The sequence below is a fragment of the Paenibacillus sp. 453mf genome (genome assembly GCF_900116105.1).
Taxonomy (GTDB): domain Bacteria; phylum Bacillota; class Bacilli; order Paenibacillales; family Paenibacillaceae; genus Paenibacillus; species Paenibacillus provencensis.
This window is the reverse complement of record NZ_FPAC01000002.1, coordinates 231922-255598: the sequence shown is the minus strand read 5'-3', so window position 1 is coordinate 255598 and position 23677 is coordinate 231922. Positions and strand designations below refer to the sequence as shown.

Annotated in this window: 25 protein-coding genes and 1 riboswitch; of the genes, 4 read left to right on the top strand and 21 right to left on the bottom strand. The window is 44.9% G+C overall.

Annotation, left to right across the window (positions count from 1 at the left end; genetic code table 11):
- Positions 1-210 precede the first annotated feature (210 nt).
- The 10 genes from BM415_RS25140 to BM415_RS15375 form a co-directional block, all read right to left on the bottom strand.
- Positions 211-411, bottom strand: a complete 201-nt coding sequence (locus BM415_RS25140; RefSeq protein WP_170862508.1) for a hypothetical protein — start codon at positions 409-411, stop codon at positions 211-213.
- A gap of 420 nt (positions 412-831) precedes the next feature.
- Entirely contained in the window at positions 832-2502 is a 1671-nt protein-coding gene (locus BM415_RS15415; RefSeq protein ID WP_091159591.1) for an ATP-binding protein, read from the bottom strand.
- 92 nt (positions 2503-2594) lie between these two features.
- Complete coding sequence (locus tag BM415_RS15410; RefSeq protein WP_091159590.1) at positions 2595-3587, bottom strand: PHP domain-containing protein; 993 nt, start codon at positions 3585-3587, stop codon at positions 2595-2597.
- 599 nt (positions 3588-4186) lie between these two features.
- Complete coding sequence (locus BM415_RS15405; protein ID WP_091159589.1) at positions 4187-4669, bottom strand: small multi-drug export protein; 483 nt, start codon at positions 4667-4669, stop codon at positions 4187-4189.
- 377 nt (positions 4670-5046) lie between these two features.
- Positions 5047-6363, bottom strand: a complete 1317-nt coding sequence (locus BM415_RS15400) for an ABC transporter permease (protein ID WP_091159588.1) — start codon at positions 6361-6363, stop codon at positions 5047-5049.
- Complete coding sequence (locus BM415_RS15395) at positions 6356-7258, bottom strand: ABC transporter ATP-binding protein (RefSeq protein WP_091159587.1); 903 nt, start codon at positions 7256-7258, stop codon at positions 6356-6358. Before BM415_RS15395 ends, BM415_RS15400 begins: the two co-directional genes overlap by 8 nt.
- Positions 7258-8178, bottom strand: coding sequence for an ATP-binding cassette domain-containing protein (locus BM415_RS15390; protein WP_091159585.1), 921 nt, complete (start codon positions 8176-8178; stop codon positions 7258-7260). Before BM415_RS15390 ends, BM415_RS15395 begins: the two co-directional genes overlap by 1 nt.
- Positions 8175-8582: a GntR family transcriptional regulator gene (locus BM415_RS15385; protein WP_091159584.1), complete on the bottom strand. Its 408-nt coding sequence runs from the start codon at positions 8580-8582 to the stop codon at positions 8175-8177. Before BM415_RS15385 ends, BM415_RS15390 begins: the two co-directional genes overlap by 4 nt.
- Before the next feature lie 73 nt (positions 8583-8655).
- The gene (locus tag BM415_RS15380; RefSeq protein ID WP_091159583.1) at positions 8656-9375 is read right to left on the bottom strand and encodes a hypothetical protein; all 720 of its coding nucleotides are present in this window, start codon (positions 9373-9375) and stop codon (positions 8656-8658) included.
- A gap of 161 nt (positions 9376-9536) precedes the next feature.
- On the bottom strand, positions 9537-10424 hold the full coding sequence (locus BM415_RS15375) for a LysR family transcriptional regulator (RefSeq protein ID WP_091159581.1): 888 nt from the start codon (positions 10422-10424) through the stop codon (positions 9537-9539).
- A gap of 138 nt (positions 10425-10562) precedes the next feature.
- Between BM415_RS15375 and BM415_RS15370 the strand changes: the two genes are divergently transcribed.
- Positions 10563-11606, top strand: a complete 1044-nt coding sequence (locus tag BM415_RS15370; RefSeq protein WP_091159580.1) for an aspartate-semialdehyde dehydrogenase — start codon at positions 10563-10565, stop codon at positions 11604-11606.
- 224 nt (positions 11607-11830) lie between these two features.
- On the opposite strand, the gene BM415_RS15365 is transcribed toward BM415_RS15370, so the two are convergent.
- From BM415_RS15365 to BM415_RS15330, 8 genes are all read right to left on the bottom strand, one after another.
- Positions 11831-12295 carry a DUF420 domain-containing protein gene (locus BM415_RS15365; RefSeq protein ID WP_091159577.1) on the bottom strand — a complete coding sequence of 155 codons (465 nt, stop codon included), beginning with the start codon at positions 12293-12295 and terminating at the stop codon, positions 11831-11833.
- Between the two features lie 76 nt (positions 12296-12371).
- Positions 12372-13280 (bottom strand): cytochrome c oxidase assembly factor CtaG, encoded by a 909-nt coding sequence (gene ctaG, locus BM415_RS15360; RefSeq protein ID WP_091159575.1) that lies wholly within the window; start codon positions 13278-13280, stop codon positions 12372-12374.
- Between the two features lie 101 nt (positions 13281-13381).
- Positions 13382-13708: a cytochrome C oxidase subunit IV family protein gene (locus BM415_RS15355; RefSeq protein WP_091159574.1), complete on the bottom strand. Its 327-nt coding sequence runs from the start codon at positions 13706-13708 to the stop codon at positions 13382-13384.
- A 3-nt stretch (positions 13709-13711) separates the two neighbouring features.
- The gene (locus tag BM415_RS15350; RefSeq protein WP_091159572.1) at positions 13712-14338 is read right to left on the bottom strand and encodes a cytochrome (ubi)quinol oxidase subunit III; all 627 of its coding nucleotides are present in this window, start codon (positions 14336-14338) and stop codon (positions 13712-13714) included.
- Positions 14335-16224: a cytochrome c oxidase subunit I gene (ctaD, locus tag BM415_RS15345; protein WP_091159571.1), complete on the bottom strand. Its 1890-nt coding sequence runs from the start codon at positions 16222-16224 to the stop codon at positions 14335-14337. The genes BM415_RS15350 and ctaD overlap by 4 nt, the downstream gene beginning before the upstream one ends.
- 17 nt (positions 16225-16241) lie before the next feature.
- Entirely contained in the window at positions 16242-17306 is a 1065-nt protein-coding gene (coxB, locus tag BM415_RS15340; RefSeq protein WP_091159570.1) for a cytochrome c oxidase subunit II, read from the bottom strand.
- 516 nt (positions 17307-17822) lie between these two features.
- Positions 17823-18572: a type I methionyl aminopeptidase gene (gene map, locus BM415_RS15335; protein ID WP_091159569.1), complete on the bottom strand. Its 750-nt coding sequence runs from the start codon at positions 18570-18572 to the stop codon at positions 17823-17825.
- 165 nt (positions 18573-18737) lie between these two features.
- Positions 18738-18926: a hypothetical protein gene (locus BM415_RS15330; protein ID WP_091159567.1), complete on the bottom strand. Its 189-nt coding sequence runs from the start codon at positions 18924-18926 to the stop codon at positions 18738-18740.
- A gap of 506 nt (positions 18927-19432) precedes the next feature.
- On the opposite strand from BM415_RS15330, the gene BM415_RS15325 reads away from it, so the two are divergent.
- Together BM415_RS15325 and BM415_RS15320 are read left to right on the top strand one after the other, a co-directional pair.
- Positions 19433-19711: a transposase gene (locus tag BM415_RS15325; RefSeq protein ID WP_091159562.1), complete on the top strand. Its 279-nt coding sequence runs from the start codon at positions 19433-19435 to the stop codon at positions 19709-19711.
- Positions 19712-19937: 226 nt separating this feature from the next.
- The gene (locus BM415_RS15320) at positions 19938-20276 is read left to right on the top strand and encodes a DUF4870 domain-containing protein (RefSeq protein ID WP_091159560.1); all 339 of its coding nucleotides are present in this window, start codon (positions 19938-19940) and stop codon (positions 20274-20276) included.
- A 181-nt stretch (positions 20277-20457) separates the two neighbouring features.
- Here the strand turns inward: BM415_RS15320 and BM415_RS15315 are convergent, their stop codons facing one another.
- Complete coding sequence (locus BM415_RS15315; protein WP_091159558.1) at positions 20458-21804, bottom strand: nucleobase:cation symporter-2 family protein; 1347 nt, start codon at positions 21802-21804, stop codon at positions 20458-20460.
- Positions 21804-22391, bottom strand: a complete 588-nt coding sequence (locus BM415_RS15310) for a xanthine phosphoribosyltransferase (protein ID WP_091159556.1) — start codon at positions 22389-22391, stop codon at positions 21804-21806. The genes BM415_RS15315 and BM415_RS15310 overlap by 1 nt, the downstream gene beginning before the upstream one ends.
- A 189-nt stretch (positions 22392-22580) precedes the next feature.
- Positions 22581-22681, bottom strand: a riboswitch (purine riboswitch).
- Between the two features lie 209 nt (positions 22682-22890).
- Between BM415_RS15310 and mscL the strand changes: the two genes are divergently transcribed.
- The gene (gene mscL / locus BM415_RS15305; protein WP_091159554.1) at positions 22891-23376 is read left to right on the top strand and encodes a large conductance mechanosensitive channel protein MscL; all 486 of its coding nucleotides are present in this window, start codon (positions 22891-22893) and stop codon (positions 23374-23376) included.
- Here the strand turns inward: mscL and BM415_RS15300 are convergent.
- Positions 23373-23660 carry a hypothetical protein gene (locus BM415_RS15300; RefSeq protein WP_091159552.1) on the bottom strand — a complete coding sequence of 96 codons (288 nt, stop codon included), beginning with the start codon at positions 23658-23660 and terminating at the stop codon, positions 23373-23375. The two genes, mscL and BM415_RS15300, sit on opposite strands and share 4 nt — an antisense overlap.
- Positions 23661-23677: the final 17 nt, after the last annotated feature.

Here is a 23677-nt window from a genome sequence, read left to right as displayed (position 1 = left end):
CACCCACTTCTGGTTTGGTTTTTCGGCAGTAAACTTCCGCTGAAGCAGATTATCGGTCACACGTTTTGCAGCCTTGTAAGTCATGTTAAATCGACGTTTCCGGCGAATGCTCGCTTAAAGGCCAAGCTTCTGCATTAGGCGTAGCATCTTCTTGTGGTCCATCCATACCCCTTCATCGTGCCACAAGAACAGCTGAATTTGTTTGGTATCCTACTTTCCTTGGTATCGTTTGTACACTTTGCGAATGAGTCGTTTAGCCTTGGCATCTCGATGCGCCTTTTTTCGCTTCAAATACGCGTAGTAACCACTTTTAGAGACACCAAGAAGTTGACATTGTTCTACTACTTGGCCGATGTCCATCGTTTGTTCGATAAGCTTGAACCGTTGTTCTTTACCTCCCGCATCCAACACTTTTCTAGCATCGCATTTTCCCGTTTCAATTGTTGAACATATCTCTCTTGATCTATATATTCCGTCTTCCACGTTGATCTAACAGGCCAAATTCACCCTTTTCACGGTATTTGCATATCCAGCACTTCATTCGACCCTCATCTTGAATTCCAAGATGAGGGTCGATTTGTCGATAGGTCCATTTTTCTTCTATGTGCAAACGAATGCCTCCAACTTGAGTTCCTCAGAATATGTCCTAAACTTTTGACCTTTTATCGCCATACAAAAATGCACCCCAAGAATTTCATCGGTTAAACCCAAGGGATTTTTCCAATGTCCATTCTAAGGGGTGCGCTTCACCCAGGACTTTTGCTTTTAAATAATAGTATCAAAATCTAAAATCATACGCTAAAAAGTCTTGTAACTTGGGCTTTAGATTTTCTATTTATTAAAACCATACCTCAATGCTCTGAGCGTAAATGCCTTTTCTCCTCCCTCCATAACGTCGCATATTTTTTTCCTAATATTTAGGTCATCCACTGATCCAGATTTAAATATGGACATTTCTCTCGTATCTGAATCTAGAGAAACAACCCATTCTGCATCTCCATTAACTGGTATATTGGCATTATGCGTAATAACTATTACTTGCCTTGATTGTTTGCATTTTAGCAACCGATCAACAATTAAATCATGAATTAACTGATTATCTAAATCATCCTCAGGCTGATCAAGTATAAGTGGAGATGTTCCATAAGAAAGTAAAAATGTTAAGATAGCAGAAGTTTTTTGGCCTGCCGATGCTGTTGACAGCGATTTAAACTGACCATTCTCACTAGATTTAAATCGAACTTCTATTTCATCTTCAGGATAAAGTAGTATAATTTCATCTATCTGTTCATCATTTAAAGCTACAAGCATACGCCTAAATCTACCGTCAAAAGTCGTAGTTTCTTCTTCATTTTTGATTCTAATGATCAAATCCTTTAGGTATTGTAACCCCCAATTGTTATTAGATAAATTCTCTTCAATTTTCTTAATAGCCTCATCATAGCCTGACTTCTTTTGAATAATATCTCTAAACTTGTTTAGAAAATCCCTTATATCTCTCTGAGGTTTTACATTAATCTTAATATTGTCGCTGCTTAGTATGACACTTTGTAAAAATTCTCGCCTTTTTTGAGTGACCTGATTTATGTTTCTTTTATAATCCTCAAGTACTCTACTTTGTTCCTCGTATAACTGTTCCTTTTCGTTTTCTAATAGCTGAAAATTTTTCAGTTTTTCTTCTATCGTTTCTAGTTGTTCATTTAATACTGATAAATTTTCAAGTTCAATAATCTCTTCCTCGTTTAACTCAGCTCTTAGATTTTCATAGGATTCTTTTAATAATATATATTCACTATACCAAGTAGTTGCTTGCACCTCTTGAGAATAGCTCTTACTTAAATCATTTACAAATCTACTAAAATCATTAATTATCATCTCAACCATTTGATTATAATCTTTAATCTTGTTACTAATTATGCTGATAACTTCAGCAGATTTTCCACTGACTTCTTCAGGATATGCTATACTGAGTTCTTCCTTTATATCCGTCAAAGAGTCTAGTTTATCATTGAATAATGTGGCAATCCCAAGGAATTGCTTTCGTTCTATATAAACTGAGTTATAAGTATCAATAATCGTTTTATAACTCCCATTAGTGAGTTTTTCTAATTTCCTTTTAAGTTCATCTCTTTGCAGTAACACACTTTCTTTAAAACGTAATTGTTGATTTAAGGTTTTAATTCTTCTTGTTATTTCTTTGTACTTATTACCTAATTCCAACAAACTATCTTTTAGTAACTTAATATCATAGTTTTCCTCGTCTATTCTATTTCTAAGAGTATTAGGATTCTGAGCCATTTCATAAATTTGCTTCTGCGAATAAATATCACAGTCATTCAGATATGTATGTAGATAACCTGAGTTTACTTCTTCAAATTCAGAAATCTCATCATTAAATCTCAAAACTACTAGAAGATCGGCACCGTTTGTTCGAACTTTGAATAAGGTATTCTCAAAAAACACTTCTAGCTCTATTACACTATCGTCCTTTAAGACTCCCATTTCATCTGTTGCGTGGACAGAATAAAAATTAGTATGGTCTTCATATAACTCCTTAAAGCCAACTAAATCTTTGGATTTACCAAGAACACCTCTTAAAAACCTGACAATACTTGATTTACCTGTTCCCTTCCTCCAATGACTGTTGTCATTTGGGAGCTGAACTCAGTGTAGATTTCCCCTTCAGATAAATGCGTATTCATAACTCGCATAGATTTCAGATAAATTGCAGGGGGGGTATATGGTGAAACGAAACTCTCAAAATCAGATACTACTCTTAATGAACTTAGCATTAAAGCTTGTCTTAAACTATTCAGAGTCACCTCTTCATCCATTTTAATCCATGAATATCTTGTTCCAATACCTTTAAGACCATGTTGAGTATCGCCTGGAGCATGAGGATTATCAGAGAAGGTAAGAATCGCCTTATTACTTCTCTTAGCTTCTGTTATAGGATGCAACCACTTTTTCACTAAATCTGGTGTGAACATAGAAGAGTTATATTTTTTATTTAATTTCTCAGCTACTTCTTCTTTTTTTGTTGTGCTCACAACCCCTTCTAACTCCCACAACTCCTTATTTACAACCTGAACCCCCGCAATGTCTTGATATCTATAGCATTCCTGAATATGATCAAAAGTAGACTCCTGTAGCCCCTTAAATTCATCGACATGTGCAGGAATTATAAGACCGCCTGCCAAATTAACCTTTTCTACTATTTCTTGAAAAGTGATATTACTGCATGCATGTGGTGCTGCAAAATCTTCCCTTTTTATACCGACGGAAATAAGAAAATCATTAACATACTCAGAAGTCTTGTCCAAATCAAATAAAATTAAAAGGTGGATTCCATTTTCTCCGTAAGTTAGTTCTACACCCGGAAAAAGGATTAGTCCTTTTTCATCAGCAACCTTCTTGTATTCGTCTATGCTATTTCCTGTATTATGAACAGTTATCGCTACACAATCCAATTCTTGTTCAATACAGCGATTCACCCATTGCTCAGCAGTAACACTCCTATCTCTAAAACAATTACTAGCTATAGTATGAATATGTAAGTCACACTTATACCATCTATTCCCTCGCATGCTATACTCTCCTTAATATTATGTAAAATGAAATTCACTCAGGTAACAAATTCACCCAGAAATATTTAATGTAGTTAATATATCTTACCATTGAATTCCACTTCCTTTCTACTTCTATCTAACATACGTTTCAGAGTAAAATCTGCTATTCCTTTCCAGTTAGTTAATAAAGGCAGCTGATCAAATAACGATCGGCTGCCTTTAGCTTTTAATCAAACTAAAACGGTATTAAAAAATGGCATACACTGTATCAATGACTCTATAATATTCATTTTATTCCTCCACTAGCTTTGTAGTATTTTTCGTTCTAAGCTGATTAAGTCAACCTTATATAACGGATTTTTACTGGATCAAATTAAGGTTTATCCATAATAAAAAAGGCTCCCATCATTGAGATGAGCGCCTTTTTATTCATTGTCTTTATCCGGCTTTTTGAGTACAGCACGTAGTACCGCTTGTTTAACCGGAATGATTTTTAAAATTGACTGTACATTGCCGGGGCATCATTCCTGCAGGTTTTAGGTGTTGTATTACCGACTTCCTGCTGACGGGGCTGCCACCATTCCAAAAGCAAGGAGGTCTCTTCTTTTTCCTTAGAATTACTTTATAACATTTATTCCTAACAGCACCAGAATCCCCATTCCGACAGCCCATACGACTATGGCAATCGTCTGCCAAATTATCACATATCGTTTTGATGCACCTGATGCGATACAAACTAAAGCCGCGATATGGTCTCCGATCAACAAAGGACCTAGAAGCGACACTCCGGGAACACCGTACTTTTGGAATAGATTCTGCCCGCGTTCTAGACGTTTATTGTGTTTTTCTTGTTTACGTTCAGACGGTTTTCTTCTTTGCAGCCACTGCCTTACGCGATCACTAGCCAGGATAACAACCATAACCGAGATCCAGTTTCCGACGATTGCCGCTACGATCGTCATCACTGCAGGGAACCCGACCGCAATCCCTACAGGTACTGCAAAGTATCCTTCGAGAAAGGGGATCATTCCTACAAGCATAACCCCAAGGAATTGTAATATCGGACTCGAATCTTGCAGCTGTTGCAAAAATTGTTCCAACTTGCCATCATCCTATTCTAATTTGAAATTATTAGATTATATTTACGAATGTATATTTACACGACTATCAACGATTGAGGATTAACCTCACTATGAAATAGCACTTTCCGAATCGCGGAGATTTTGAACCTCAATAACTGACAAACCCTTGATACGCTTGCGTTTTCCCGTACTCTGGTTTCGGTCTTCAGTGGCAATTCATTTTACTGCGAGTGACAATAGTACGAATTACCCACATCATGTTGTAGTTTTTTTATACTTGTGATGTATATCATTGAATAATCATACATTTATCAACAATTATGAAAAATAACTCTCAATAATTTTGAAATTTTTCTCACTAATTATGACACCACACAGAATTCAAGATGATTCTACTAAATCTTATATGCCTTCATTGCTTTTCTAAGCTCCTTGATGCTTGGGCGCTTGCCGTACATCAATACACCCGTACGGTATATTTTTGCAGACAACCAGCCGAAGACCAGAATGGAGGCAACCAGCAGGATGAGCGATACCCAGATTTCCCATACCGCAATTTCTCCCATTCCAATACGGAGAATCATAACCGTAGGTGAAGTAAATGGAACGAAGCTTGAGATCTGAACCAGCAGGCTGTTCGGCGTTCCAAGGCTGAAGATTCCGATATAAAATGCGACTAGAGATAGCATCGTCATTGGCGTCAGCGCTTGACCCAGCTCCTCTGTACGGCTGACGATGGAACCGATCGCCGCGAACAGAACCGCGTACAGGAAGAAGCCAAGGATATAGAACAAGAATCCGTAGATCAGTACATCCAGATTCATGGCAGACAAGTCAATATCAATACTGCGAAGCAGCTCGATATTGTGTGGCAGCATCAGATTTCCGAAGATCACAAGCCCGAAGATTCCGATCTGAGTCAAGCTTAACAGGAAGATCCCGATGATTTTACCGAACATTTGGGTCAGCGGGGCTACGCTCGTAATCAGAATTTCCATAATGCGCGAGCTCTTCTCTGCCGTAATTTCAGATGCAATCATGTTCCCGGTCATAATAATAGAGAAGAAGAACAGAATCATTAGAACATAGACAAATACATAATCGACAGCTGCACTCTCTGCATCCGCACCTGCTCCAGCACCAGCTGCAGTATCGTCTTCCACATTTACTTCCTGAACATCAACGACAGCCGGTACGCTAATCGCCTCAATCTGCTCAGGACTAAGCGCATCCTGCACGATCGATTTCGTCTTAGCATTTTGCAATCCGGTTTGAATGGTCGTCATTACTGCCGGGGACGGATTCGCATCTTCTGAATAATAGGTAGCCATTGGTGACGTACCGTCTCCTGCAGCATGCAGCTCAACATATCCCTCAATCACTTCATCCGCGAGGTCCGTCTTCAGTTCCGGCGCATCCGCCTGCTCATAGGATAGGAAGCGAAGAGCCGGAACCTGCTGACTGGCCACAAACTCCTCAAGTGCCTGAGCCGACTCCTGCTGTTCACCAACGACAAGTCCAATAGCCGGGATATCGGCTGGAGTATTTCCTCCACTACTGTCCCCATCATTACCTGAAAACATATCGATCACATAAGGGATATTCATCCCGATGGTCATCAGGATAGCTAGAACCAATGTCGTTATTTTAAAAGCCTTCGTCTTGGCCTTCTGCTTGTATGTAAAACCGATAATCGTCCCGAGTTTATTCATGTCCGGTTCCTACCTCCTTGATAAAGATTTGGTTTAGCGTAGGTTCTTTAATCTCAAAGTGCTCTACCGTCGATTCCTGAAGCGCCTTTTGCAGGATCAGCTGAGCCGCATCCGGGGATGCAATCGTGATCAGATATCCCTTCTCCATTTCTTCAACACGAGTTACGCCTGCCACGTTCTCAAGTCCAGTCACTCTATCCGTTGTTACAAGACGCACATGCTCGCGCGGATACCGTGATTTGACCTCCTGTATATTCCCCTGCACGACGGTGTTGGAACGATGAAGAATCGTAATATTCTTGCACAGCTCCTCTACATGCTCCATCCGGTGAGTTGAGAACAGAATCGAGGTTCCCTCGTCCCGAAGCTCCTTGACCGTCGCCTTGAGAAGCTCTACGTTAACCGGATCAAGTCCGCTGAACGCTTCATCCAGAATCAGAATTTGCGGACGGTGAACGACTGCTGCGATAAAGCCCATCTTCTGCTGATTCCCTTTGGACAACTCTTCTATCCGTTTATCATAGTACTCAGGCACTTCAAACCGCTCCAGCCAGTACCTTAGGCTCTGATCTGCATCCTTCGCATTCATACCGCGCAGTCTGCCCAGATAGTTAATCTGTTCACTAACCTTGACCTTCGGATACATCCCTCTCTCTTCCGGGAGATAACCCATGATGTGCTGCAATTCAGGATTGTATTTCTTACCGTTGTACAGAATATCTCCGTCATCCGGATAGATCAGCCCCAGCACCATGCGCATGGTTGTTGTCTTGCCAGCACCGTTGGCGCCGAGCAACCCGTAAATCTCTCCCTCTGCTACGTTCAGCGTTACCCTGTTTACAGCTGTTTTGTCACCGTACTGCTTCACTACCTGGCTTAGTTCAAGTCGATTCATTATATTTCCTCCCCCTTTTTCGTTTCCCAGCCTGCTGGTCCGTATCCTTCGATCCAGTAAGCCAATATTTCATCCAGCTCGAGAATTCGGGTCTTCACCGGTGATATCCCCGTTTCCGCTAGAATCTCCAGTACATCGCTTGTATGCGTTGTAACAATTCTCCTCAGGCGACTGGTTTCCTCTGACCAATCCACAATGCCTGGCAGATGCCCTGGCTTTATATCACCCTCGTACCAGATTTCTCTCCAGCTATCCAGCAGCAGATCCTTCTCCACCATGCCGAGTGTCTGCCCTCTATGCATGAGAATAATATAGTCAGCGAGACGCCGAATTTCGTCCAGAATATGTGTCGCTATAATAACCGTCGTATTCCCTCGATCCATATAACGCTGAAGCTCTGCAATCATTAGCTTCCAGGAAAAAGGGTCCAGTCCTGAAGAAGGTTCATCCAGAATAAGCAGTCTAGGCTGTACTGCAAGCGCCGCTGCTAATTCATACTTCCTTCGCTCTCCCTTTGACATCTTCTTCAGCTTGGATTTACGAGGAACCTCGAATTTACTGAGCAGCTCTTCGAACAGGGCTTGATTCCAATCGGGGTGCCAATAAGCTCGAAATTCAGCCGCTCCCATGGCCGTCATATGATCTTCATCCAGAATGGACTGCTCGGTTACTGAACTCATCTTCTCCCGTAATTCTGTCGGAAGCTCACCTTCTACTTCACTTCCATACCAGAGAATTCGTCCCGTATCGGGAAGGACCACCTTTTGCAGCATGTTAAGCAAGGTGCTCTTGCCCGAACCGTTATGTCCTACTAAGGCATAGATATAACCCTCTGCCAGCTCCAGGTTAATGGGGCCGATCGTCTTCTCTTTGCGGGACTTATACACCTCTTGCATCGATATTACCGGAGCTTCGGTCATGGCTGCTTCTCCTCCTTGTTATCGTAGAGCTCACGGAGCACCTCATTGAACCATGCGGTCATCTCTTCCTTCGTACTGCCAACAGAGATGCCCACCTTCGCCGCTTGGACAAGCGCATCCTTGACTGCTGTCAGCTTGAATTCATCCCGCTCCTTCATCCCGACTTCAGCTACGAAAGTACCGGTGCCTTGCTTCGTGCGGAGAAGTCCTTCATTCTCCAAATCCTGATACACTCTTCGCACCGTAATCACGCTGCAGCTAAGACTGCCCGCAAATTCACGAATAGACGGCAATAGTGTTCCCTCCTTAACCTGACCGGAAATAATCAGTGAACGTAACTGACTCTCAATCTGATGGTACAAGGGCTCCGCGCTGTTTTCATTAATTTGAATTGGTATATTCACAGGTGGCGCACCCCCTCAGCCTGTATAGGTTCATTCATCATTGTTCTCATTTGTTCGTCTCCGTCCTGCTTCCTTAACTCAAATCCCGTATTAACATTCGTCTGCGAGTCAACTTGAAGCTGATCGTGAGACTGGCTGCAGCGATGAGCAGTATTCCCCACATCATCGGCGATAATAAACCATAAGCAGCACTTTGCTGAAGTGTAATTTTAATCAAATTGTAGTCGAACATCGCAGCAACCAATGATACAAGCAGAGTGAAGAGCATTAGAGCCATCGTTTGAACAAAATATCGCTTGCCACTAACATTAAATTCCCAGTAGATGTAGATCGAGTTAATAAACAGCCCATACCCAATCCACATCATTGCAAAAGCCAGGACCCCGGATAGTCCAAACTCCTCTCCTCGGAGTGCCGCTACATAGATCAGGCTGAAGAATGCCGTCCCATTAATAACAAACGTAATCAGCATTTGAATGATTCGATTCAAGAGAATGGCGTCCGCCGGTACAGGTATCCGTCTCATATAAGCCAGCATCTGTGTATAGGAATCCTCCTGTAAATAACGAAAGGACCTTCTTGAGAAGAAAAAGCCTAAGAATGGGACGAAAATAAGGAAAAAGTTATCTCCCATTAACGTATAGCCTTTATCCTTCATAGCCTCATGCATGGAGGCGACGCACATGATTGCCGCATAAGCTGTGAACAAGAGAGTCCAGATCCAATGAGACCAATCACGTCCTAATTCCTTCCTCGTCATCCACCAAGCTTGCTTCCATACTCTCGTACTCATGCTGTATATCCCCCTCACCATTACAGGTGTGATTACTGTATATATCTTTATACACACTATACAAACTAAACTCATGCCAAGTCAACCTCTTTTATAGAAAAAAAGAAAAAGAATGTGCGCGCCTCTCCCGTCACATTCTTTACATTTGTCTACGGCCAATATTACTCATCACTCACAAGCACAGCAAATTCCCTCAGCAGCACATCAACAAATGCTCTCTGCACTGGTGACTGCCACCTGCTTCCATGATAATAGGCCTGACTGTATATATTCGTTGGCATTTGGATCTCCCGGTAGATAAGCTGTCCTTTATCTTCTGCATCCTTCACGACCATATGCGGCAGTATAGCTATTCCCAGATGAGCCATAACGGATTGTTTAATGACCTCGATGCTCGAGCTCTCCAATGTGCGTTCAGGAGCGGCTCCATTTTCCATCAGAACCCCGTGAACCAGCTTACGGTAGCTACACTCCGGCTCCGTATATATAAAAGGATACTGCTGCAGCAATTGATTGTAATTCTGGTCATTATGACCCTCAGGCAGGATCCAGCCAAATTCCTCCTGACGAAGCAATACGGTCCTCACCCCATCATACTCCAGCTGCTCTCCAATTCGAAAAACAATATCTGTCTCGCCTTCTCTCAGCCTTTGCAGCTCATTAACGCCAGATGAAGCTTCGATGGTGATGTTCACTTTCGGATAACGTTCTTTGAACTTCTTTAGGATCCCGGGCAGTAGATATACAGCAACCGACTCATTAGCTGTAATGCTCAGACTTCCGGCTACTTCATGCTTCTCTCTGGATATCTCCTTCGCCTTCTCATAAATAACAAGCAGCTCTATCGCATACTGGTAAAATCGTTCTCCCGGCTCAGTAAGAATCGTCTTCTTGCTAAGTCGGTCAAACAGACGCAGATCCAAATCATGCTCCAGGGACTGAATATGCATCGTAACGGTGGATTGCGCATAACTAAGCGCTTCTGCCGCTTTAGAGAAGCCACCATGCTTGACCACGGCACAAAATGTTTTGACATGCTTAATATCCATAGTGGTGCTCCTTATCTTTCGAGCTTTACGATGATTATTCATCCTTTACGAACAACCTTATCGGATCTTCTGATGATCATTATACCATCCGCTGTATTACAATGAATGAAATCAAGAGATGAGGAGGACCACTTATCCATGAAAAAAACCGAGTATCATGTGGCCATCGTCGGCGCAACCGGAGCAGTCGGAACCAAAATTAAAGAACTGCTTGAACAAGACACACATTTTGCAATCAGCCAATTGAAGCTGCTCTCCTCTCGGAGATCTGCAGGCAAACTTGTTTCATTTCGTGGGGAAGAACTTCAATGCGAGGAGCTGACAAAGTCCAGTTTTGAAGATGTCGATATTGCCTTCTTTAGTGCAGGTGGTGAGGTGTCGCGTGTATTTGTGCCTATTGCGGTTAGAAGCGGAGCGATCGTTATCGATAATACAAGTGAATTCCGTATGCATAAGGAAGTTCCTTTAGTTGTTCCCGAGGTCAATCCGCATGTACTGAAGACCCACCGAGGCATCGTATCCGTGCCGAACTGCTCCGCCTTGCAGATGGTAACTGCTCTTGCACCCATTGCTCGTAATTACGGTCTCGAACGCATTATCGTTTCCACCTATCAGGCCGTATCCGGTTCAGGCGTCGGGGCAATAACGGAGCTGCTGTCACAAGCCCAAGCCTCTCTCCATGGAGAGCCTGTTGAAGCCAACCTCCTGCCTGCTAAGAAGGATCAGAAGCATTATCCAATTGCATTTAATGTTCTGCCCCAAGTCGATGTATTTACGGACAATGACTACAGCTTCGAGGAGCAGAAGATGATGGATGAGACGAAAAAAATCATGGAGCTGCCCTTCTTAAAAATGGCTGCAACCTGCGTCCGCGTTCCTGTCGTCACCGGCCACTCGGAGTCTGTATACATTGAACTTGCAGCTCCTGCGTCTGTGAGCGAACTGCGTGAGCTCTTGTCCCAATCACCGGGTGTTGCCGTACAGGATAATCCTGCAGAGCAGCTGTATCCCACACCATTACAAGCGGCTGGAAGCCCCGATGTATTCGTCGGCCGAATCCGCAAGGACCCCGATATATCTAATGGATTTCATCTGTGGATTGTTTCTGATAACCTGCTCAAGGGGGCTGCGTGGAATTCACTTCAAATCGCCCACAGCCTGATGGAACAGAATCTTATATAATTGCATGCACTTCGCATTTTATGCGATAAGTATTTTCTCCATAAAACAATGTTGATTTTGGCATGATCCATACTTCTAACTTCTTAATATCCGACTATAGAAAAAGCATACCAACAGCGTCTTTACGTTATTGGTATGCTGTTCTATCACAAGTATAAGTTTAACCTGATAAATACTATAAGATATGAATATTTAATCTAGTTAATTTCTTCATTAAGCACCTATTAAGCTCCTATAATGACTTCCCACACAGGCTTCGTATGACCGCCCGGATACATCACATAGAGCAGCGTATAGACGACAACTCCGGTAATGGCTGTAAAAAACCAGACCACCGAGGTCACTCTCCCCAGCTTACGATGCTTCGCATATTTCTCCTTGAAGCCCCAGACAAGGGTTGTGATCCCGAATACAGCAGCCACTGTGGCTAAAATAATATGAAAAATCAAAAATACATGATAGAACAGCTTCAAATCATCTGGCCCACCCCAAGAGGTGTTACCAACAATAAAGGTACGGGATGAATAGATGATAAAAAACAGGATCGCTGCCCATGCCCCGGCAATCATCATGTTCTTATGTGCGTGCCTTCTTCCCTTTACGATGAGATACCAGCCAATCCCTACCAGCACCGCGCTGATGACTATAAAGGCGGTGCTTAGTGTTGGCAGTATGAAATCCAAGTCCATGTCTCTTCCCCCTCGAGTCTTCACCTGCTTGTCGTCGTTACTTAAATGCTCAGTGATCAATCTGCCCTATATACCTTTATGCTTCAGTCCTGCCAGATACTTGTAAAGGAATATTCTCGTCATCCTCCTGACTTTCCTTCCGATACCATTGAAAGAACACATACGCCAGCATGACGCCGAATATCAGCTCTTGAATCATCTTCATTACAATGCCGCCGACCTGCTGATCCTGCTGTGCTGTCGATAGAAAATTAAAGAACGAAGGTCCTCCGAGACCCTGCAGACGAAGCTGCGTTTCTGGTGATACGCAGTATCCCATCGCGGTCACCCAAGCATTTGGATTGCTGTAGGTCTCATAGATGGATTCGGAGGCGAAGATGATCAGTCCACAAGCAGGTGTAAGCAGCACCATGTTGAGGAAGATATAGCCGATCTTGTGTAATCCCGACCCCCTGTCCCGCTCCGGTATCGGATGCACGAGCGATCCCCACATTAGCATGGCTGTGACGAACAAAACGACATAATACAGCCGGTGCACAGCGAAATTCAGCATGACATAATCATGGATCACCGGAATGTGGTAGAAGGAGAATAATCCATTAAACAGCAGTGCCGCCACAATCGGATTCGCGAGAAAAGAAAACCACCGGACAGGACGATAATCCAGCAATTTACGCCAGACCCATGCCGGAATTCCTCTCATAATTAGAGGTGGTGCTGCAATATAGGACAACGCCATGCTTAGCATATGGAAAGTAAACATCGTATGACCAAACAAGCTTATTGGGCCGCCCTGCGCCATATACAAGATGAACATCCCGCATAGAAACATCACTTGTTGCTGTGTCGTTGCCTTCTCGCTTAGCTTTGCCTTCTCGGCCATCGGGCCGATAACAACAAAGTATAGTGCTGTCATCATAATCATAAAAGCCAAGAACAGCGGGCTCCACAGATCATTAAAGCTGAAATATTGTAGACCGAGCATGCTTCTCCTCCCCTTGCCTTACTCCGCGTAGAAGAATGGTAATGATTGGCTTTACGAAAATTCGAAAAGGCGGCGAAAGATTCGCCGCCTTCTTGCCTTACTTACCACCACATCCACAATAAGGCGGTAATAATGGCCGTAAAGGCCACGAAGAATCCGAATGCCATAAAGATGAGCGGGATCAGATGCCCTTTATCCTTCATATGCATCCAATATGCCATCTGAATAATAACCTGAAGCACAGCCATGACCAGCAAAATAATAATTGTAAATGTGTTATTCACGCCGCCAGCGGCCACTGCAGCAAATGCAATTAACGTAAGCGCGATAGAGAAGATAAAGGCAACAATATGCTTCTCCGGCCCCTCCGGACGATGGCGATGCTTAACACCCTCCGAGCCCGAGCTTGATTGACCATTACCCGCCATGGATTAAACCACCTTCCCAAGCAGATACACGACCGTAAAGATGAAGACCCAGACCACATCGATAAAGTGCCAGTAGATGGCTGACACGTAAATCTTCGGTGCAGTTACGACCGTTAATCCTTTTTTGTACAGCTGTCCAATGAGAAGTCCGATCCAGCCTAGACCAAAGGCAACGTGCGCCCCGTGAAAGCCGACCAGCGTGTAGAATGCCGAACTGAACGCGCTCGTTGTCATGCCAAATTCCTTATGAACCACATATTCATAGAACTCATAAATTTCGATACCAAGAAAGACAAGTCCGAGCAGAATGGTAACGCCGAGCCAGCTAATGAGCGCCTTAACGTTATGCTTATGCATCGCCTGAATCGCAAATACGCTCGTCAAACTGCTCACCAGCAGAGTGAAGGTTGCCGCTGCAACCAAAGGAAGATGAAACAGATCATTTGCCGTCGGTCCATCCAATGTCTGGTTGCGAAGCGCCAGGAAGGTCGCGAATAACGTACCGAACAGAACCGCTTCCCCACCCATGAACAGCCAAAAGCCGAGTATCTTGTTGCGGCCCTCGAGCGTTGCTTTTTCCGGTTCATGAGGCAGCTGACCATTTACAGTTTCTGCGTGTGGGTTTGTCATGCTTTTGCCCCCTTATCTTCCAGTTCCTCAGGCTCAATATGCCATCCATGGTCATCATAGAGTGAGCGGACAATCATACAACCAAAGGTGATCCCCAGACCAATAATGACGACAATATAGTTATTGAACATAAAATTCATAATTCCATTACCGAAATCATCATTCGTAAACATCAGACCGAGACCAGCGATGAAGATACCGACGGACATAAGGAACGGTAATATTGTCGCTGAAGGCATATGAATCGGTCCCACCGGTTCTGCCGGAGTCATCTCTGAATGACCTGCCATCTTCTCTTTCCAGTAGGCATCAATCCCGCGTACGAGCGGAGTCTGTTTAAAGTTGTATTCCGGCGGAGGAGAAGGAATGCTCCATTCCAGTGTTCGTCCATCCTCCCAAGGATCATTCCCAGCATCGGCTGGCTTGAGCGAAGTCTTAACAATATTGACCAGGAACAATATCACGCCTACACCCATCATGAGTGCACCAACGGTACTGATCAGGTTCAGCATGTCAAAGCCTTGATTCGGTGCATAGGTTGCAACCCGGCGCTGCATCCCCATCAGACCGAGGAAGTGCTGAACGAAGAACGTGAGATGGAAGCCGATAATGAAGATCCAGAATGTGATCTTGCCGAGTCCCTCAGCAAGTACCCGTCCGAACATCTTCGGCCACCAGTAGTGCAGACCGGAGAACAGGCCGAGTACAAGTCCACCCACAATGACATAGTGAAAATGCGCTACAACGAAATATGTATCATGGAACTGAAAATCTGCAGGTGCAGAGGCCAGCATGACGCCGGTTACCCCACCCATAACGAAGGTAGGTACAAAGCCAATAGCGTACATATTCGCTGCTGTGAACCGGATCTGTCCGCCCCACATCGTAAACAGCCAGTTAAATATTTTGATTCCTGTAGGCACCGCAATCAGCATTGTCGAGATCGAGAACAGGGCATTCGCTACTGTCCCCATCCCTGTGGTGAACATATGATGCGCCCATACCATGAAGCCAAGGAACGCAATTAGAATTGTCGCAAATACCATGGAGCTGTAGCCGAACAATCTCTTTCTGGAGAAGGTCGGAATGACTTCGGAAATGATACCGAATGCCGGCAGAATCAGGATATATACTTCAGGGTGACCGAAGATCCAGAAAATATGCTGCCATAATACCGGGTTACCTCCGCCTGCAACATCGAAGAAGTTAGCTCCGAGAATACGGTCAAAGGTTAATAGAACAAGACCCACCGTAATGGCTGGGAAGGCAAACAGGATAATTGCAGATGTTATAAATGTCGTCCAGGCAAACATCGGCATTCTCATAAATGACATCCCCGGTGCACGCATCGTAATAATGGTGGCAAGGAAGTTGATTCCCCCGATCAGCGTACCAAGACCAGCAATCTGGAGGCCGATGGTGTAGAAATCAACACCGTGCGTGCCGCTGTACTCCGTGCTTGCGAGCGGAACATAGGAGGTCCAGCCTGCGTCCGGAGCACCGCCCATGACCCAGCTCAGATTAAGAAGCAATCCCCCGAACAGAAACGTCCAGAAGCCGAGCGAGTTCAGGAATGGAAACGCAACGTCCCTTGCCCCAATCTGCAGCGGAAGCACTGCATTCATCAGTGCGAATATGATCGGCATAACGCCGAGGAAGATCATTGTCGTCCCATGCATCGTAATCATTTCATTAAATGTCTGGGTAGACAGCATTCCATTATAGGGAATGATCAGTTGAAGACGAATCAGAATGGCTTCAATCCCGCCGATTCCGAAGAACAAGCCGCCTGCTGTCAAGTAAAGAATCGCGATTTTTTTATGGTCAACGGTAGTCAGCCAATCCATAATACCTGTATACCGTTTAACCGTATGAGCGTGAGCCAAGTTCAAGTACCTCCTTCTCAATCCGCACTGTTCGTTTCATAATCCAGCTTATAATCGGCCAAATACTCGGCTATAGCATCGACCTCTTCGGTGGTGAGACCGAGCTCTGCCGGAGACGGCATCTCATTGCCCGGTTTGATTGCCTGCGGATCATGAAGCCATTCTTTGAGGTTCTCCTCTACAGGTGCTCCCTCCTGACCTTCACGTTCATTCAGAAGCATGCTGGCAATGGATTCCCTGCCGCCGATCCCTGTAAGATTCGGACCCAGAGGACCACCTTGATCGCCCACTGCATGACAGCTAAGGCAGGCAGACTTAAATTTCTCGGCAAGCTGCTCATCTTCAGGCAGAACAGCCGGCGCCTGCATCGCGGTCACCCAATTATCAAATTCTTCTTGGCTGACAGCCTTAACCTTGAACTCCATATATGCATGGGAGGGTCCGCACAGCTCAGCGCACTTCCCGCGGTAAACGCCTTCATTCGGTGCAGAAAAATGGAATTTGTTCAGGGTTCCGTCAAAGTTCGTGTCAATCTTGCCTGCCAGGGACGGTACCCAGAAGGAGTGAATTACATCATTACTTTCAAGTACAAATGAAATCGTCTTATCGGTTGGAATAATGAGGTCTTGTGCGGTCGTCACACCGAGATCAGGGTAGCTGAATTCCCACCAGTACTGGTGAGCGGTCACTTTAACCTGAAGGGCGTTTTCGTCTTTGGTGTAGTCCTTGCCTAATGCGGAGAGCTGCTGAACGGTCGGAACAGCCAGTATAATGACAAGCACGAGAGGAATAACGGTCCATATAATCTCCAGCTTGTGATTACCTTCCACCTGTTCAGGAATTTCATTCTGTCCTGGCTTCCGCCGGAACTTGATCAATACAAAGGCCGCAATCGCAAACACCACAAGGAGCACGACGACCATGATCGTTATGGCAAGCTTCATTAAATCTAGCTGCCCCTGTGCTACGGGACCCTGCGGTCTCAATACAGACAAATCCTCACGGCCGCAAGCGGACAATAACAATGAGAATGCTGCCAGCAATAGGAGGATTCTTTTTCCGTGCCGCCACCTTTTCATCACCTATCTACCCCACTTTTCCCAATTTCGATGATTACCATCCGGTTCCAAAAAGCGAGTATTCTACCTGCTCTAGCACCTTTGTTGTAATCCTGTAAATTAATACAATCACTTATTAAATATAAGTCGCCCCCCTGTTTTTGTCAATCTTTAGACATATGTTCACAAATTGTTCAAAAAGTCTAAGAACCCGCGTCATTATTATGTTTGTTAACGATTACAAGACTAAATTGTTGGGAGTTATCTCATTGTTTTCTTCCAAATTACGGATAATACGGGAGGTTTCGAGCAAGTTTGGCAATCTGCTTTTTTATGTATTTTAGTGCAAATAAATTACTGACAACTCTAGCAATCCATTTATAGAATGCATCTCTCTTTTTTGCCACCTCAGCACATGAAATCCCATCTCATTTCTAATTCCATCCATCATTTACCACAAAAGAAAACCCGTTCCTCTACAGAAGCGGGTTTCTAAGAAGCAGAAGCTATCTTGCCATGACAGGATAAGCGATGTGTCGCTCAGTCGGTCAACAGAAGCGGACCATCCTTCGTAATTGCCACGGTATGCTCATACTGGGCCCCGATACTGCCATCTGCAGATCGAATTGTCCAGCCGTCGTCCTCCCAGTGCACGGCACCCGTCGGTCCCATGGTCAGAACAGGCTCTACCGTGATCACCATCCCCTCTTCAAGCCGGATGCCTTGACCTGGCTTGCCATAAGGAAAAATATCAGGCTGCTCATGGATGATGCGTCCAATCCCATGCCCGACGAGCGGCTTAACAATCCCATAGCGCCAAGGCTTCACGCATTTTTCGATGGCATAACCGATGTCGCCTACGGTCTTACCCGGCATTGCTGCAGCAATCCCTCGGTGCATTGCTTTTTCCGTCCGTTTCAGAAATCTCGCTGTCTTGGAATCCGTCTTCCCTACCGCATAAGTCCAGGCGGAGTCTGCAAGCCAGCCATCCTTGTTGACCACCATATCAATTGTCACTACATCTCCATTCACTAGTGCCTTATTGGAAGGGAAGCCGTGACATACAACTTCATTCACTGAAGCGCATATCGCATAGGGATAGCCTTTATATCCCTTCTGTTCCGGCGTTGCACCCTGTTCGGCAAGGAAATCCTCTACAAAGTTATCGATTGCTTTGGTCGTTATTCCTGGCGTAAGCATGGATTCGATCTTTCGATGGCAAGCTTTAAGTATCCTCCCTGCCTCCCGCATGTACCCGATTTCCTCTTTCGACTTCAGGATCACAGACATCTACAGGTCAGCCCCTTCCCGCTGTGGCGCTAACACCATGTATATGCATAATAGAGCACAAAAAAAACCGCCTCTCCTGCATTCCATTCACAGGCGGGCGGTTCTATTCAAATAAGAACAGTATATTCAGATGCTTGATTACAGTAGTGACTTAAAAGTGAAGAATCAGGAGACTGAGGAATCCAGTCTTGTCAGTTCACGCTCGACAACGAGTGTAAGCTCCTCTTCATACCCTCCTGTTATCCGGTATTTTTTCACATACTCCTTCACGAATTTTTTAGGATCCTTCGGCCTGAAAATCCGAGTCATTTCTCGTAAACTTTCTTTGACCTCATTATGACCTTTTGTTGCCATGATAACTCCCTCCCAAAACGTTCAAAAGTAAATGCTCCGTTTAGAGAATCCGTAGAAAAAAAGATCTAAGTGATACCATGAAGAAGTGTGTGCAGCTATAATTAGCTTCAGGCCGGGAAACCCTGACTTAAACAGGTACCTGTCATTTTGAATACCCGAAATGATTCTTTTTGAACCACACTTCTATTGTATCATATTCAAAGCATGCGTACAGCTTTCCAGAAATATCAATTTTGTAAAATCAGAATCAAATTCAAAACACTTTCGATGATGAATATGATTCATCCATATAATTTATCGGCAGAGGTTTAGCCCGGCTTTAGTCCTTTTTGCGAGTACCAATCGTTTACATTACCTTTATTATGCCGTAAACACGGATAGTTATACGCTGAAACGGATAACCTAACTTACTGAAGTTAGAGCTTAAGCAATTTATACAATGGTTGCTGTACTCCCTAAGATCCATTGATTTCTTTCACTAAAATAAGTTCAAGGAGGCTCAAGATATGAGCAGTAAGGATAAGGACATGCTCCCGATAACGCGGGAAAAAGTCGAGGTAGACGGTGTATATACCAATGAACGGGGGCTGACAGAGCATCTGTACAGAGGACAGCATTTTCCGCCGGACCCGGTACTCGGAGCCACAGAATGGGAGCTGACGGAGTTTGCTTTTGAGAACCATCATGAAGGCAGAACGGATGAGCGCCTGGTTCCTAAAGAGGATGACGAGAATAAAAAAGGCAAAATCACAAGCCCAAGACGCCAATTTCAAGGCGGGAGCTGACGGTACTCTGCTTAATTGCTGCTTAATTGCTGCTAAACTACTCCTAACTACTTCTTAACCGATTGCAGCTAAACTCACAGATCCCGTTCCAGCAAAATATTCACAGCATGCCTATCACTGTTCCTTCACGAGGAAGAGTGATTTTTTTATTTAGATAGGTTGTTCAAATCCGGTCATCTTCCTCATATGATGCTTAAGAGAGCTGGACAAAAGGAGGAAGAACTTGATGTCCCCATTTAAATCATCGACCGGTCTAGATGAGAATATTGCAGGTGCGCTGTGCTACTTCTTCGGTTTTATCGGAGCCATATTGCTGCTTGCGCTTGAGAAGCGAAGCCGCTTCGTTATGTTTCATGCCCTTCAATCCTTGTTTGCCTTCGGAGCTATTGTCGTTGGTCACGTGCTCAGTGGCTTAATCCCTTTGCTTGGTCCCCTGCTCGCTTCGCTGCTATCTCTTCTCGGTGTGGCAATATGGGTTATTATGCTCGCGGCAACACTGCAGGGTAAATGGCTCAAGCTGCCTGTGGTAGGCGACCTTGCGGAGAAGCAAATGCGTAAGCTCTGAGACTCCACACACACTTAAAAGCCGCACCTGCTTGCTACACCTACGGTGTTTGATTTGATTACTCTTCTAGGGTGTTGTGCTGCAGGTACCGGGTCACCTACACAACTTCTCAGCATACAATAAGCCGCTGATTCCCCTAGACAGGAAAACCAGCGGCTTATTTATTTTTTATATGAGAATATTAGACCAATTCATTCGCCCTGCTCGGCTCAGCCTTCTTCTGCGGTTTAGGACCTAATCCATTAAAGATCAGATTCAGCAAGATTGCTGTAAAGCTGCCGACTACGATTCCGTTATTTAGCAGAATACCGATCTCGGAAGGAAGCTGTGAGAACAGGTTCGGCACAACTGTAACTCCGAGACCCATCCCTACGGACACCGCGATGATCAGCAGGTTCTCGTAACGATTAAAGTCTACCTGATCAGCAAGCATCCGGATACCTGAGGATACAACCATTCCAAATAAGGCTACGGTAGCGCCGCCAAGCACGGATGGAGGAATCATTTGAGCCGTTGCTGCAATCTTCGGTACAAATCCAATCAGAATGAGCAGCAGACCAGCAACTGCAATGACATCCCGTGTCTTCACACGACTCATTTGCAGCAGACCTACGTTCTGAGAGTATGTTGTATAGGGGAAGGAGTTAAAGATCCCCCCAAGCACAATAGCAAGCCCTTCTGCTCTGTATCCTCTTGAAAGGTCCTTGGAGTCGATCTCTTTGTCGAGAATTTTACCCAGAGCCATAAATACCCCTGTCGATTCTGCGATACTAACGATCGCAACAAGGATCATCGTCAGGATAGCAGACAAGTTAAAGGTAGGCTGTCCGAAATGGAACGGCTCCGGTGCACGGAACCAGCTTGCTTCAAGCATAGGAGACAAGTCGACTTTACCAAAGAACAGTCCCGCAACAAGTGTCCCGACAACAAGACCAAGCAGGATCGAAATCGATTGGATAAATCCCTTGGTCAAACGGTTCAAGATAATAATGAATAACAGTACGCCAAAGCCCAACATGAGGTTCACGGGATCACCGAAATCCGCTGCTCCGTTACCTCCGCCAAGATCATTTAACGCTACGGGAATGAGCGTCAGTCCAATGATGGTAACGACCGAGCCTGTAACGACAGGCGGGAAGAAACGAATCAGCTTGCCGAACAGACCGCCAAAGATCATGACGAATAGACCAGAAGCAATAATGGCCCCATAAATGGCGCTAATACCATATTGATTACCGATCAGTATCATCGGAGAAACCGCCTGGAAGGCACAGCCAAGCATAACCGGAAGACCGATACCGAAGTATTTCCCGCCCCATACTTGGAGCAGTGTAGCCAGGCCGCAGGCCAGCAGGTCAATCGCAATCAGATACGTGATTTGATCCGGCGGCAGATTCAGACCGCTCGGTCCTCCGACGATCAGCGGAACGATGACCGCTCCCGCATACATGGCGAGGACGTGCTGAATGCCGAGTGAAAATGTTTTTAAAGGGTGACGATTGCGGTTAAATATGCGTTCACGTGACATTAGATTCCATCCTCTTCATCTGCAAATGTAACTTGTCCATTCTCAAGTGATGCAATTCGCACCAGTGATTCAACACGGTAGCCTTGTTCTTGAAGCAGACGGCCGCCAGGCTGGAATGCTTTTTCAATGACGATACCAATGCCGACGACCTCGGCACCTGCCTGCTCTACAATCCTCGCAAGACCAAAAGCAGCTTCCCCATTGGCAAGAAAATCATCAATAATCAGTACGCGGTCCCCCGGCTTCATAAACTTCTTAGCCACGGTAATTTCGTTGGACTCCTGCTTGGTGAAGGAATACACCTTCTCAACAAAAATATCATCACGCAGTGTCAAAGACTTCTGTTTACGGGCAAAGATCAGCGGAGCTTCCAGCTCAAGTGCTGTCATAATCCCTGGCGCAATCCCGGAGGATTCAATAGTGAGCACACGGTTAATGTCCTCTCCCTCAAACCTTCTTACAAACTCGCGGCCCACTTCCTTCATTAGAACCGGGTCCATCTGATGGTTCAGGAATGAATCCACCTTGAGTACCTGATCTGACAACACAATTCCTTCATTCAACACTTTTTCCTTAAGCAGCTTCAAGTGGTATCTCTCCTCCTGTATCGATATTCCTTAATTACGTCTGACCTGGGCAAAATGCAAATAACCCATTCCAAATCAACCGCCGAAGAACACGGATGGATTAGAACGGGTACTGGTTAGAATAAAGAGGCAGTAAAGATTATCGAGCTCACATGCAGCAGTATAGCAGAGGCCTTCACATTAAACGTGCACACTTTATATTCCTCCCGTAGTCCAATCATTTCCGGTGATCGGGTAGAGACATGCCGGCCCATTCCAGCACATATACGAGTTAATAATATATATTACGACTTGAGCGAAGTAAGCGAATCACCTGTTAGTGCTCTCCTCCGCCCATGTTAGGACAATGTTAGAAGTATAACGAATTGATGCTGCAAAATAAAGTGTTATTTTCAAGAAACTTTTCCAAAGATCTTTTCAAGAGGCTGAGCCAATGTTTAAATGGAGGGGATGGTTCTAGTGCTGACCGTTTATATGAGCTAATGTTGGGAGAGTTAATATGAAGAAAATCATGAATGAATTCAAGGAATTTGCCGTTCGCGGAAACGTCATTGATCTGGCGGTCGGTGTCATTATCGGAGGGGCATTTGGCAAAATCGTAACCTCGTTCGTCAATGATATCCTCATGCCGCCAATCGGACTTCTGATGGGCAACCGGAGCTTCGAGCAATTGTTTGTTCCGCTGGAGAGCGGCGTTCTGACTTCAGAAGGCAGCAAGTACGCGACACTCGCCATGGCTGAGGAAGCCGGCATTCCAGTACTGAGATACGGACAATTCATCAACGTCGTACTGGACTTTCTGATCGTGGCATTCTGTATCTTCCTGTTCATCAAGGGGATCAATCGGCTGAAACGAAAAAAAGAGGAGCCCGCACAGCCGGAGCTGACGACCAAGGCTTGTCCTTACTGTCTCTCGGACATCCCGCTTGCCGCTACGCGCTGCGCTCATTGCACCTCCGTGCTGGAAGTGGAGAGATCTTCCTAGAGAAGGTTCTCCAGAATTCTGCGCAGGTTCGCATCTTCCTTATAGATTTCCTTACCTGTATCGAGCTCGGTCACACGAAGTCTAATGTAATCTGCGCCAGGATTCACCGGTTTGAAGGTCAGGTCGTCGGGATTCTCGGTGGCAACCTCATAACCCAATCGTTTAAACATCGGGATAAGCTGCTCCGGTCCGGGAGGGGTATTATTATCCATGAGCAGAAGTCCTCTTAACGGTTTAGGCTCATCTTTTTGGTAGATCACTTGAAATTTCACAATGCATTCCATAGTTTATAAAACTCCTT

Coding starts and splice junctions, on each gene's coding strand:
- BM415_RS15415 (WP_091159591.1), bottom strand. CDS start 2,502: ATGGGAGTCTTAAAGGACGATAGTGTAATAGAGCTAGAAGTGTTTTTT.
- BM415_RS15410 (WP_091159590.1), bottom strand. CDS start 3,587: ATGCGAGGGAATAGATGGTATAAGTGTGACTTACATATTCATACTATA.
- BM415_RS15400 (WP_091159588.1), bottom strand. CDS start 6,363: ATGAATAAACTCGGGACGATTATCGGTTTTACATACAAGCAGAAGGCC.
- BM415_RS15395 (WP_091159587.1), bottom strand. CDS start 7,258: ATGAATCGACTTGAACTAAGCCAGGTAGTGAAGCAGTACGGTGACAAA.
- BM415_RS15390 (WP_091159585.1), bottom strand. CDS start 8,178: ATGACCGAAGCTCCGGTAATATCGATGCAAGAGGTGTATAAGTCCCGC.
- BM415_RS15380 (WP_091159583.1), bottom strand. CDS start 9,375: ATGAGTACGAGAGTATGGAAGCAAGCTTGGTGGATGACGAGGAAGGAA.
- BM415_RS15375 (WP_091159581.1), bottom strand. CDS start 10,424: ATGGATATTAAGCATGTCAAAACATTTTGTGCCGTGGTCAAGCATGGT.
- BM415_RS15370 (WP_091159580.1), top strand. CDS start 10,563: ATGAAAAAAACCGAGTATCATGTGGCCATCGTCGGCGCAACCGGAGCA.
- BM415_RS15365 (WP_091159577.1), bottom strand. CDS start 12,295: ATGGACTTGGATTTCATACTGCCAACACTAAGCACCGCCTTTATAGTC.
- ctaG (WP_091159575.1), bottom strand. CDS start 13,280: ATGCTCGGTCTACAATATTTCAGCTTTAATGATCTGTGGAGCCCGCTG.
- BM415_RS15355 (WP_091159574.1), bottom strand. CDS start 13,708: ATGGCGGGTAATGGTCAATCAAGCTCGGGCTCGGAGGGTGTTAAGCAT.
- BM415_RS15350 (WP_091159572.1), bottom strand. CDS start 14,338: ATGACAAACCCACACGCAGAAACTGTAAATGGTCAGCTGCCTCATGAA.
- map (WP_091159569.1), bottom strand. CDS start 18,572: ATGTCTGTGATCCTGAAGTCGAAAGAGGAAATCGGGTACATGCGGGAG.
- BM415_RS15330 (WP_091159567.1), bottom strand. CDS start 18,926: ATGGCAACAAAAGGTCATAATGAGGTCAAAGAAAGTTTACGAGAAATG.
- BM415_RS15325 (WP_091159562.1), top strand. CDS start 19,433: ATGAGCAGTAAGGATAAGGACATGCTCCCGATAACGCGGGAAAAAGTC.
- BM415_RS15320 (WP_091159560.1), top strand. CDS start 19,938: ATGTCCCCATTTAAATCATCGACCGGTCTAGATGAGAATATTGCAGGT.
- BM415_RS15315 (WP_091159558.1), bottom strand. CDS start 21,804: ATGTCACGTGAACGCATATTTAACCGCAATCGTCACCCTTTAAAAACA.
- mscL (WP_091159554.1), top strand. CDS start 22,891: ATGAAGAAAATCATGAATGAATTCAAGGAATTTGCCGTTCGCGGAAAC.
- BM415_RS15300 (WP_091159552.1), bottom strand. CDS start 23,660: ATGGAATGCATTGTGAAATTTCAAGTGATCTACCAAAAAGATGAGCCT.